Raw genomic sequence first — 12,234 nt, forward strand, 5'->3', positions numbered from 1 at the left:
GACCTCCTTTTTGCCGGAATGTTTATTTTTTCAGCTTCGGATCGAATGCATCCCGCAGGCCATCGCCCAGAACGTTAAATGCAAATATCGTCAAGCTCAGGAAAAATGCAGGGAACAGCAGACGCCAAGGGAACAGGTCAATGGCGCTGACCCCTTCATCAATCATCGTCCCCCAGGAAGCGACCGGCGATTGCACGCCGAGACCGAGGAAGCTCAGGAACGCTTCGGTGAAAATCGCGTTCGGAATAGTGAGCGTCAGCGTAACGAGAATCGGCCCCATTGCGTTGGGAATAAGATGGCGGAAAATGATGCGAAACGCCCCTGCGCCGAGCGACTTCGATGCCAGCGCATACTCTTGATTTTTCAGCTGCATAATTTGACCGCGCACAATCCAGGCCATATTAATCCAGCCGGTTATCGACATCGCAATTATAATGGTCGTTATGCTGGGCTCCATGACAACCAGCAGTAGAATAACGACCAGCAAATAAGGGATGGCAGCGAGAATTTCCGAAAACCGATTCATCACTTCATCGACCTTGCCGCCGAAGTAGCCCATGATGCCGCCATAAATGATGCCGATCACCAAATCGATCAGTGCGGCTACAACGCCAACGAACAGCGATACTTGCGCGCCCTTCCACGTTCTCTCCAGCATGTCGCGTCCCAGATCGTCCGTACCGAACCAGTGGGCGGCGCTAGGCGCTGCATTCGTATTGTCCAGATAATTGGTGCTGTGATCGTTCGGCGACAGGATTGGAATCGCGATCGCACATACGGCCATGACCACGATGATCCAGAAGCCCGTCATAGCGAGCTTGTTGCTGACGAGACGCATCCATATATCTTGCCATGCCGTTAAGCTCTTGCGCCCTTCTCCCGAATCCGTCTTGTCAGACTTCGGAAGCTTCTCGAACATGTCGGGAGTCAGTCCGTCAGGAGCGGCTGTATTGTATTTATCGGACATGTTATTTCCCTCCCTTTCCACCGGATTTGCGCATACGCGGGTCCACTAGCACGTACGCCACATCCGCCAAGAACCGGGCTGCCATCAATATAACGGCGTAGAAAATCGTAATCCCCATGATGAGAGGATAATCTCTATCTGTTACACTTTGAACAAAGTACTTTCCGATGCCAGGTATGGCAAAAATTTCTTCAATGACAACAGAGCCAGTAATAATTCCCGCCGTCAAGTATCCCAAATAAGTGACAACAGGCAGCATGGAATTACGCAGCGCATGTCTCCATACAATCAGATGACCGGAAAGGCCTTTGGATTTTGCAGTTTTAATAAAATCGGCGTTCAATACTTCAATCATGGTCGACCTAAGCAGTCTGGCAATAAACGCAATCGGCCCCGACGCAAGCGTGATGGTCGGAAGCACATAATCAAGCGGATCATCAAGACCTGCTACATCAAATATAGGAAACTTCACAGCAAACAGATATTGCAATATCGGCGCCAATACCAAGCTGGGCACCGCCAAGCCGATAACGGCGATAATCATCGCCAGATTGTCCAAAAATTTGCGGTGATGCATCGCCGCAATAATGCCAAGCAAGCTGCCCACCACAACGGATGTGACTATGGCAGATAAGCCAAGGCTTAACGAATAGCCGAACGAATCCTTGATCATTTTGTCAACTGACTGGAACTTCTTCTTCATGGATATGCCCAGGTCACCGTGCAGCAAGTTGTTCAAATAGGTCGTGTATTGCTGGAACAAAGGCTTATCCAGCCCGTAATAAGCCTCCAGATTTTTCTGGACCGCCTCGCTCGTTGCCTTCTCTGACTGCAAGGGACTGCCCGGAATGGCGTTCATAAGGAAGAACGTGGCGGTAACAAGCAGAAATAAGGACAACAGCATAAAGATAAATTTGCTTGTAATGTAGCGGACCAAAGGTTCACCTACTCTCTAGATCTTTATTGAAGCGGCGTATCGCATTCCGGATAACTATCCTTCGCTTATACGCTTTAATACCTTGAAAAGGGTATATATAGGATGACTATATATACCCTTTCGTTTGAAGGTTACTCTTTGCTGCCGAATACCCAGTCGATCGTACCGGAGTAGTCAGGACCAACGCCTTTGAATCCGTCCTTAAGCATTGTAACAGTTGTATAGTAGTACACCGGCAGTACGGCCATGTCTTGCTCGAATGCGATCTTCTCGGCTTGCGCCACCAGATCGAGGCTTGCTTTCATGTCCGGCAGAGTAAGCGACTCGTCAAGCAGCTTGCCCACTTCTTCATTGATATACTTGCCGTCGTTATTGCCGGAGTTCGGGTGAAGCAGGTCTACAACGAAGGAGTTCGGATGGTTGTTGTCCGCTCCCCAGCCTGAACGGGCGATATCGAATTGTCCCGCTTTTTTCGCTTCCAGGAATGTTCCCCACTCCTGATTGGCCAGCTTCACTTCCACACCCAGGTTTTTGCGCCACATATCTACCATTGCTTCAGCCAGCTTCTTGTGGCCCTCGCTTGTGTTGTACAGCAAGGTGATTTCCGGCAGCTCTGTCAGACCTTTTTCCTTCAGTCCTTCTTCCAGAAGCTTCTTCGCTTCCTCTACATTTTCCTGGAAGAAGTCGTCCGCATACATATCGCGGTAAGTCTTGTCGTCTGCGCCTGCAATGTTCGGCGGCACAATGCCGAATGCCGGCGTTTGCTTCGCTTTCGTAACATTGTCGATCAGCGATTGACGATCGATCGACATCGCGAACGCTTTACGGATTTTGGCATTGTCGAACGGCGCTTTCTGATGGTTGAACTCGTAGTAGTACACGGAACCGACATTGTGAACCGTTGCTTTCCCTTCTTCGATCATCTTAGGCGTGCGGTCAATGGACAGAGCGCCGGCTTGTGCGCCAATCCAGTCAATCTTGTTCGTCTCATACAAGTTGAAGATCGTGTTCTCATCGTTCACGATAGTCAACGTCACTTTATCGAAGCCAATTTTGTCAGTTGCATAATAGTCCGGATTCTTCTCCAGCACGAGCTTGTCTTCATGTGCCCATTGCTTCAACAAGAAAGGTCCGTTGGAGACAATCGTTTTTTGCTCCGCAGCCCAGCCTTCCGAAGCTTCGACTGTTGCCTTGTGTACAGGAGAGAATGTGTAGAAGGCTACGATGCTCGGGAAGTAAGGAGTCGGCGAATGCAGCTTCACTTCCAGCGTGTAATCGCCTGTGGCCTTGATTCCGACTTGATCGGCGTCCTTAATCTCCCCAGCGTTATAAGCTTCCGCATTCACAATGTAGTTCATCTTGTAAGCATAGTCTGCAGGAGTTGCGGGATCGATGACACGCTTCCAGGCATATTCGAAGTCATGCGCCGTAACACTGTCGCCGTTGCTCCACTTCACATCATCGCGAAGATTAAATGTATATGTCAGTCCGTCTTCCGATACTGTCCAATCCTTTGCGACAGCCGCTTCCGGGAAGCCCTCCGCATTCAGACGCGTAAGGCCTTCATACAGGCCGGCCGCTACGATGCCGGATGTAGAATCCTTCATCAGGGCAGGGTCCAGGGACGGTGGATCGCTCGCTATCGTAAATCTGAATTCAGCGGCTGCCGTTTTACCTTCCTCGCCTTTGCCGCCTTGGCCCGCTTCCTCTTTGGATTTGCCGCAAGCTGCGAGCAATGTGCTGAGCGCAAGTACGAATACAAGCATGAACAGCGTTGACTTTTTGAAACTTCCTTTCATGAAAATCAACTCCCATTTCTATGTGTATTTTGTTTGAAACCGTATTAACAGGAATATGGACCGAACTGAATGCCAAGGTAAAACATACATTTTATTGAAAATAACCAGTTTTACACAAGATTCATATTCTACAGTAACGTTTAACAATATACTATTTCATTTTTATTATTGTCAATCATATATTTGTCGAAATTTCTTTCCAAATGCCGACTGCGCCAGCAAACCCAGTACTGGCTTGAAATAGCGAAATCCGCTTTAAAACACTGTCCGATGGACGCTTTAACGCTTTAACACCTATTTGCTTTATAGCGAATTTGCTTTAAAGCTATGGTACGTCGCAGCGGTTTTCGGGTGTAGTTTTTTGAAAATTCTTAATTCATAGATAACATTATAGTAATATTATGGGATTTATTATTTTTGAAAAGTCGGATTATTTGCAATATCCCTCCTCCTTTCTTTCCTTCCTTGCGCCTAAATAACCATCCGTTGGTTCACTGTCTTATCATGTCCCAATGCGGCAAAAAGTTTCTTGCGGCAAACAAAAATAACCCCATAAAGTGGGGCTCTGCTTCGAAGCTTACTCAGGTACTTGGCGGGGACACCAGAACTTATATCGCTTTATAGAAAAACGCCTGACGGCGTCCTTTCGTTCTTAGTCCACCCTGCAACCGAGGTCTCATCGCTTACAGCTCAGCATTCACCCACTTCCCACTCTCCAGCACAGGTCACCTTGACTGCAGCTTCACATTCGCCTTCTCCCCATCCTGCAACCGAGGCCTCATCGCTTACAGCTCAGCATTCACCTACTTCCCACTCTCCAGCACAGGTCACCTTGACTGCAGCTTCACATTCGCCTTGTCCCCACCCTGCAACCGAGGTCTCATCGCTTGCAGCTCACCATTCACCCGCTTCCCACTCTCCAGCCGAGATCACAATTCCTGATGACCTCCTACTCTCTTCCCACATACACGCCCCTTGTCGGAGCTCCAGTGCAGGATTCATACACTAGCCCGGCTCGCACGCCTCTTTTCGGAGCTCCAGTGTAGGATTCCTACACTAGTCTGGCCCGCACGCGCACTTTCAGTGCTCCAGTGCAGGATTCATACACTAGCCCGGCTCGCACGCCTCTTTTCGGAGCTCCAGTGTAGGATTCCTACACCAGTCTGGCCCGCACGCACCCTTTCGGCGCTCCAGTGTAGGATTCCTACACTATTATGATTCACAGGTCGCTCCTCTACCTTCTGTTATTCAACTCGAACTTTATAAACTCTATATCATTAAACAAAAAACGCCCCGGCACGAAACCGGGACGTTCATCAACATTCAATATTAGTATTTCAACTCGGGATAGAGAGGGAATCTCGATGTCAGTTCCCTTACTTTGCCACGCGCTTGCTCCTTCACTGCAGCATCCTCAGGCTGCTTCAATACCGTGGCAATAATGTCTGCGATAGCCTTCATAGCTTCTTCATCCATGCCGCGAGTCGTCGCGGCCGGCGTGCCGATCCGGATTCCGCTTGTGACGAACGGGCTCGTCGGATCGAACGGTATCGCATTCTTGTTCACCGTAATGCCGATTTCATCCAGCACATGCTCGGCGGCTTTGCCTGTAATGTTCAGATTGCGAGTATCGATCAGCATCAAGTGATTGTCCGTTCCGCCGGAGACGATATTGATGCCTTTCGCCATCAGCTCTTCCGACAATACCTTCGCATTTCTCACCACATTCTGCGCGTATTGCTTGAAGGAAGGCTGCAGCGCTTCGCCCAATGCTACCGCTTTGGCTGCGATGACATGCATAAGCGGACCGCCTTGAGAGCCTGGGAAGACCGCCTTGTCGATCGCCGCCGCCCATGCCTTCCGGCACAGAATCATGCCGCCGCGAGGTCCCCGCAGCGTCTTGTGCGTCGTCGTAGTCACGAAGTGGGCATGAGGAACCGGATTCGGATGCAACCCTGCAGCGACAAGCCCGGCAATATGCGCCATATCCACCATGAACAGAGCGCCGACATCGTTCGCGATAGCCGCCAGCTTCTCGAAGTCGATAATGCGCGGGTACGCGCTTGCGCCTGCCACCAGCATCCGAGGACGATGTTTGAACGCCAGCTTGCGCACTTCTTCATAATCGATCGTGAAGGAATCTTCCTGCACGCCGTAGGCTACGAAGTTGTAGAGCAAGCCGGAAGCGTTGACCGGGCTGCCATGTGTCAGGTGTCCGCCATGCGCCAGGTTCATGCCAAGCACCGTATCGCCAGGCTTCAAGGCAGCCAGATATACTGCCATGTTCGCTTGCGCGCCGGAATGCGGCTGCACGTTGGCATGCTCGGCTCCGAATAGCTCCTTCGCGCGGTCGCGTGCAATATCCTCCACGATATCGACATGCTCGCAGCCGCCATAGTAGCGCTTGCTCGGGTATCCTTCCGCATACTTATTCGTCAGAACAGAACCCGCTGCTTCCAGTACTGCCTCGCTGACGATATTCTCCGATGCGATCAACTCGATGTTGTCGCGCTGACGCTGCAGCTCCAGTCCTAGTGCCTTCAGTACTTCGGGATCTTGCTTGCGTAGTTGCTCCACTCTCAATTCCTCCTTATATTTGAGGCGAGTTCATACGGCATGCTTATGCCATATGCTCGCTGATTCACTGGTTCGTTATTCACAATGATGCGCAGATTGCCTCTCCGTCAGCTGCTGTTCGGACATCCGGTACTGCGCCCTCTCCCCGCCAATCAGCTTCGGCCTTGTATAAGCCATCGTGACATGGGCGGCGCCGATGGAGCGAATCGTCGGCCTCACGGGTACGGCAACATGACGCAAGTGCATGCCGATGAACGTATCGCCTATATCAATGCCCGCATGTGCCCGCACGGCTTCCACGAGACAAGGCGCAACGAACCGGCTGTAGGCGTAGGCAGCCATGGAGCCGCCCGCCTTCGGTACGGGGACGGCATGGACAGGTTCGAGGCTATGTGCTTCAACGGCCGCCTGCTCTATGACAAGCGCTCGATTCAAGTGCTCGCAGCACTGATAGACCGGAACGAACGGAATACGGGCTCGGACCGCCTCCACTCCGGCGAATATGCTCTCCGCCACTTGCAGCGCTCCTGCCGTTCCGATCCGTTCGCCCAGCACCTCGCTCGTACTTGCTCCGACGACTAGCAGCTGGCCGGCTTGCAGCCCGCCCGCTTCTATTAGTTCCTGAACGATTCGTTCAACATCCGCAGACCAGCCCGAATGGCTCGATTCATCTATTCCCATAAGCCGACTCCTTCCGTTAGAGCGCGAATGACCACCGCACTAGGGATGGATGGAGAACTTCTTCTCCAGCTGCATCACTTTGTTAACCCGTCCGATATGACGCTCACCTTCAGAGAACGGCGTCTCCAGCCATATGCGCACAATATCCATTGCAACGCCCGGACCGATGATGCGCTCACCCATGGCAAGCACATTCGTATCATTATGCTCCCTAGTCGCTTGCGCGGAGAAGTGGTCGTGCACAAGCGCGCAGCGAATGCCGGGATACTTGTTCGCCGCGATTGACATGCCAATGCCGGTGCCGCAGATGAGAATGCCTCGATCGGCCTTCCCTTCCGTCACCATCTCGCAGACAGGCAACGCATAGTCGGGATAATCGACGGATTGCTCGCAATTGCAGCCGACATCTACAATTTCGTGACCAATAGATTGAATAAGAGGAACGATTACATCCTTTAACCGGTATCCTGCGTGATCAGCACCAATTGCAATTTTCAAAGTAAACACCCTTTCGCAAAATCATATTGCTGGCATGTGCCCGCAAACGCGCTCATGCTGCATATCCCTCTGCTGATAGTATACCTTGTTCCGCCGCAAAAAACGAAAAAAGAGCAATACATGCACATATGCATGATGCTCTTTGCCCAGGCGACCGGCCGTATCATCCAATGCTCCACCGTGGTATGCCCACTTTCGTCGCCAGTTACATTGGATACTATTATCTTCTCCCTCATCATAGCTCAAACGATGAAAATAATCAATCCATTGACGTAAAGTTGCTTAAAGTGCGTGTTCAATAAACCTGAACAACTTCTTATAGCCGGTCAAGCAGCTTGTCCACCGCTTCTTCGATCTCATCGGAGCAGCTGTTATACAGCGACAACGGACCGCCGAAGGGATCGGCGATATCGAAGCTGGGAATGCGCCTCTCCAGCTCCAGCAGCCGTGCGCGCTCTGTATCCGACAGCTGGTCTCCCAGCGCCTGCTTCATCTGCATATCGGTGTAGAGCCCCTCCAGTTCCGCAATATCACACAATACCGATGCACTCTGTATAGCGTATTCCTTCAAGGTATAGGTCTTGTCCACCGACTCCGGATGCCACTGCAGCAATTCACGCTTATGCCCTGACGTCATCGTCAGAATCAGATCCGCCCACCGGATCGCCTCCGTCGTTAAGGACGAAGACGAACCGGCATGCAAGACGTCCCGGCGGCGCAGCGCTTCCAGAGAATGTGCCGATATCGGCAATCCGTCAATCGTCGACACGCCGGCAGAGCGCACTTCCACCGGAACCCCTCTCTCCCGGGCCTTATGCCGCAAGATGGCCTCGGCCATCGGCGAACGGCATGTATTGCCTGTACATACGAATAAAATTCGCTTCATGCTGTCATCTCCTTCCTGTTGTGCTTGACGTTATCTCTAGGTTATGAACAGAATGCCGAACACGAGCAGAATGGCTCCGCCGCACGCTTCTCCGTACTCCCCCAGATTGGCGCTTACCTTGCGTCCCAGCAGCAAGCCCAGCATGGACATAAGTCCGCCGAAAAATCCGAACAGCAGCACGGTCAGCCAAAAATCCGCCCAGAACATGCCGAGCGTCACGCCAACCGAAAAGGCGTCTACGCTTACGCTTGCCGCCAGCATGAACAGTCCCCAGCCCGATCGGTGGTTAAAGGACTGTACTTCTTCTCCTTTAAAGGAGCTGTAAATCATATGGCCGCCCAGCAGCATGAGCAATACGCCGGCCGAAATGGTCGCCACATCGCCGAGCAGACCGCTTACAAGCTGTCCCGTCAGCATGCCGCCAATCGGCATAATAACATGGAATAACCCGATGACAACGCCCAGCTTGGCGATATCCAGCAGCCGAATACCCTTCAGCCCGATGCCAAGTCCAAGCGAGAAGGCGTCGAAGCCCAAGGCGACGGCAATAATAAACAGGGTAATGAATCCGCCTGTATATTCCATCCCACTATCTCCCCCATGTCCACATGCGTCTCTACTCAACATATGCGGACAAGGGGGGAAACATGTTCTAAGTATTCACAATAAGGTGTCCCGCCGCCTTCGCCAACCGATTCAGCAACGCCTCTCCGATGCCGCCGTCCGGTACGCACCCTTCGGCCCACATCCGTTCTATCCCTTCATCGTCGAACCGTCGCAACGCCCCATACAGGCGATGAGCCGCTTCCTCAAGATTCCGCTCGCTGCCGCAATCCTCCACCCGGTCAGCGGTATCATACCTATGAGCCCTCTCGCGAAAAGCGAGAACGCCTGTCTTCACTCCCGCCGCCTTCGCCTGCATCAGCTTATCGTTAATGTAGGCTGTTACATCGGAAGGGCGACCTCGCACGAGACACAGCTCGCCCTTCGGTGCATAGTGCGTATACTTCATGCCGGGCGAACGCGGGGCTTGATCCGCTTCAAGCAAGCCTTCACGAATGATTCGGATATTCGACAGCTCTTCTGCGAGCGACTCCATCGTTACGCCGCCGGGCCGTAGAATACGCACCGTCCCTTCGTCAACCAGCTCCACGACCGTCGACTCCAGTCCCACACCTGTAGCTCCTCCGTCTACGATACCGTCTATTCGTCCCGTCAGATCGTCCGCCACATGGTCGGCCGTCGTCGGACTCGGCCGCCCGGACAGGTTGGCGCTGGGCGCCGCCACCGGGCAACCGGCCTGCCGCAGCAACTGCAGCGCAAGGGCATGATCCGGCATGCGGACGCCTACGGTCGGAAGGCCTGCCGTCACGAGCGGCGACAGCGCCCCGGTCTTCACCGGCAGCACCAGCGTAAGCGGTCCCGGCCAATACTTCTCCATCAGGCGTCTTGCCAGAGGCGGATAAGGCTCTACCAGCCCGTCCAACTGCTCCATATCCGCAATATGCACAATGAGCGGGTTGTCGGAAGGGCGGCCCTTCGCGCGGAATATGCCCTGCACGGCATCGTTATCCGCCGCATTGGCGCCCAAGCCGTACACCGTCTCTGTTGGAAATGCGACCAGCCCCCCGTTCCGCAGCAGTTCCGCCGCTTCTTTCAAGGACTGGGTATGCCCGTTAGCTTGCCATATCTTCGTATCCATCATGTCTTATATTCAACCTTCATACAATAGTCGTTAATTCAACGCTATTATAACATAATCGCAGGCCGGTCTTTCAAAATAACGATTTAATCCAGTCGATCAGCTTCTGGATCATTTCCCATAAGAAAAATTTCACCTCGGGCGCTTCGCCTGCCGCCGCAGGCTGCTTACCAGCGTCTTGTGCAGCAGACACTATGCCTGCCGACGCATCCGCCGAAGAAGATGCCGCCGACGCTTCGCCTGTCGCCGCATCCACGAAGCAGAGCGGAGGGAACAGAACGCACCACCAATTCTGACCGTTGCCCTCCCCGAGCGTAATGAGCAAAGCTTCATACTCGCCTGCCGGGTATACTTCGTTGCCGTACATTTTCGTAGGAAATTGCACGTTATTCAGCTCCACGGAGAAGGAATAGGAAAATCCTCTGCTTCTCAGCACCTCCGCTACCGTCTCCTCAATCTCCGGCATATGCTCATGCATCACTGCTCGCGCCTCCTCAATCGTTGCAGGCTGCGCCGCGTAGCTTCCCATCTGCTTCACGATCGCATCGCGCACAACACGCTTCACCAGTTGATCTGCAGGGGAATCGGAATGGGCGAGAATGCGCAGGCGGATAGCCTCTTCGGGTATGCTTCCCGCCGTCATGGCGGCGTCGGTCTTCTGGGCTTCCCAGCTCATAATCAACAGAATAATAGCAATAACGATAAATCCGTACGAAGAACGATAAGGAAATTTATAAGCGTGAACCGAATAAGTAGAATAATAGCTGGACATATACACAAGCTCCTCTCGCTCGCCCGTCGGCGTGCCTGCTTGCGTCCCGGAACGTCTCTATCCGTCATTATGCCCGGCATGATAAGTCTGTAAACCTCGCAACTCTATGAAACTTTCTTTTTTGGGATGAGGTCCGCTATAATGGCTTCACAAAGATTGCGGAAGAGGTGACGAATTGGACATTTCACCGGTCTATAGACAGTATTACGGATTATTGCATCGGCTTGCCTATAAAATGCTGGGTTCTTACAGTGATGCGGAGGATATGGTGCAGGAGGTGTTCGCTCGATACTATCGGCTGGAGGAGCAGGATGTTCGGCATGAGAAGGCATACTTGGTAAGAATGGTGACGAACCGCTGCCTCAACTTCATCAAATCGGCGCGCAAGCAGCGGGAAGTCTACACGGGCATCTGGCTGCCGGAGCCGCTTGTAACCGCCTATACAAGCAGTCAGGAGCCTGGGGACCGGCTGGAGCGGCAAGAAGAGATGACTTATGCGATGCTCATCATGCTGCAGGAGCTGAGCGGAATGGAACGAGCAGTGTTCCTGCTGAAGGAAACGCTCGGCTACAGCTATCCGGACATTGCGGAAGCGACGGGGAAGTCGGAGGCGAATTGCCGCAAAATATTCAGCAGAGCGAAAGCTAAGCTAGGGGAGGGAAGACGAGAACCCGCGCTTCGCGTCCCGAATGCGGACGCTATCGTGAAAGCGTTCATGCATGCTTCGGAAACGGGAAACAAGGAAGCGCTGCTTGAGTTGCTTGCGGCGGATGTCGTCATGAAAAACGACGGGGGAGGAAAAGTGCGCACCGCAATATTCCCCATTATGGGCAAGGAGCGCGTTGTCGCGCTTATGTGCGGCATCGTACCGAGAGGATTCCTGGCTGATGGCCATATGCTTGTATTAGTCAATGGATCGCCGGGCGTGGTCATTGTGAAGGATGGGGTGGCTGTAACAGTGCTGTCGTTCCACATGGCTGCAGACAGTCGGCGGATCGAATCAATCTATATGATTAAAAATCCGGATAAACTGGAGCATGTCACAATTCCGGACGCTTCGTTGTCATAGAGATGTAAGCCGCGGCACACTGCTGTCGATCATCGATCAACTGCAAGCAGCTTCTGGACCTTTCGTTGCCGATCATCGATCAACTGCAAGCAGCTTCTAGACGTTTCGCTTCCGATCATCGATCAACTGCAAGCAGCTTCTGGACCTTTCGTTGCCGATCATCGATCAACTGCAAGCAGCTTCTAGACGTTTCGCTTCCGATCATCGATCAACTGCAAGCAGCTTCTAGACCTTTCGTTGCCGATCATCGATCAACTGCAAGCAGCTTCTAGACGTTTCGCTTCCGATCATCGATCAACTGCAAGCAGCTTCTAGACGTTTCGCTGCCGACGCTTAGCTTCAATTG

Annotated in this window: 11 protein-coding genes and 1 riboswitch; of the genes, 1 reads left to right on the forward strand and 10 read right to left on the reverse strand. The window is 52.7% G+C overall.

The features are described 5' to 3' along the window. Nucleotides 1-22: 22 nt before the first annotated feature. The 10 genes from M6D81_RS07215 to spoIIR form a co-directional block, all read right to left on the reverse strand. Nucleotides 23-967, reverse strand: coding sequence for an ABC transporter permease (locus M6D81_RS07215; RefSeq protein ID WP_410795702.1), 945 nt, complete (start codon nt 965-967; stop codon nt 23-25). Between the two features lies 1 nt (nt 968). Then, nucleotides 969-1,904, reverse strand: coding sequence for an ABC transporter permease (locus M6D81_RS07220; RefSeq protein ID WP_262676165.1), 936 nt, complete (start codon nt 1,902-1,904; stop codon nt 969-971). Nucleotides 1,905-2,035: 131 nt separating this feature from the next. Continuing rightward, a complete protein-coding gene (locus M6D81_RS07225) occupies nt 2,036-3,703 on the reverse strand; it encodes a peptide ABC transporter substrate-binding protein (protein WP_262676166.1) in 1,668 nt (555 codons plus the stop codon). 1,329 nt (nt 3,704-5,032) lie between these two features. Further along, entirely contained in the window at nt 5,033-6,280 is a 1,248-nt protein-coding gene (locus M6D81_RS07230; protein WP_262676167.1) for a serine hydroxymethyltransferase, read from the reverse strand. Between the two features lie 75 nt (nt 6,281-6,355). Further along, nucleotides 6,356-6,961, reverse strand: a complete 606-nt coding sequence (locus M6D81_RS07235) for a TIGR01440 family protein (protein ID WP_262676168.1) — start codon at nt 6,959-6,961, stop codon at nt 6,356-6,358. Nucleotides 6,962-7,000: 39 nt separating this feature from the next. Continuing rightward, entirely contained in the window at nt 7,001-7,459 is a 459-nt protein-coding gene (rpiB, locus tag M6D81_RS07240) for a ribose 5-phosphate isomerase B (protein WP_262676169.1), read from the reverse strand. A gap of 137 nt (nt 7,460-7,596) precedes the next feature. After that, a riboswitch (ZMP/ZTP riboswitch) is annotated at nt 7,597-7,678 on the reverse strand. Between the two features lie 97 nt (nt 7,679-7,775). Continuing rightward, on the reverse strand, nt 7,776-8,345 hold the full coding sequence (locus tag M6D81_RS07245) for a low molecular weight protein arginine phosphatase (protein ID WP_262676170.1): 570 nt from the start codon (nt 8,343-8,345) through the stop codon (nt 7,776-7,778). Between the two features lie 36 nt (nt 8,346-8,381). Beyond that, entirely contained in the window at nt 8,382-8,930 is a 549-nt protein-coding gene (locus M6D81_RS07250) for a manganese efflux pump MntP (protein ID WP_262676171.1), read from the reverse strand. Nucleotides 8,931-8,997: 67 nt separating this feature from the next. Then, nucleotides 8,998-10,050, reverse strand: coding sequence for an L-threonylcarbamoyladenylate synthase (locus M6D81_RS07255; RefSeq protein ID WP_262676172.1), 1,053 nt, complete (start codon nt 10,048-10,050; stop codon nt 8,998-9,000). Nucleotides 10,051-10,120: 70 nt separating this feature from the next. Beyond that, complete coding sequence (gene spoIIR / locus M6D81_RS07260; RefSeq protein WP_262676173.1) at nt 10,121-10,819, reverse strand: stage II sporulation protein R; 699 nt, start codon at nt 10,817-10,819, stop codon at nt 10,121-10,123. A 175-nt stretch (nt 10,820-10,994) separates the two neighbouring features. Between spoIIR and sigJ the strand changes: the two genes are divergently transcribed. Continuing rightward, nucleotides 10,995-11,888, forward strand: a complete 894-nt coding sequence (gene sigJ / locus M6D81_RS07265; RefSeq protein WP_262676174.1) for an RNA polymerase sigma factor SigJ — start codon at nt 10,995-10,997, stop codon at nt 11,886-11,888. Nucleotides 11,889-12,234: the final 346 nt, after the last annotated feature.

This window comes from Paenibacillus sp. J5C2022 (assembly GCF_025567625.1).
Taxonomy (GTDB): Bacteria; Bacillota; Bacilli; order Paenibacillales; family Paenibacillaceae; genus Pristimantibacillus.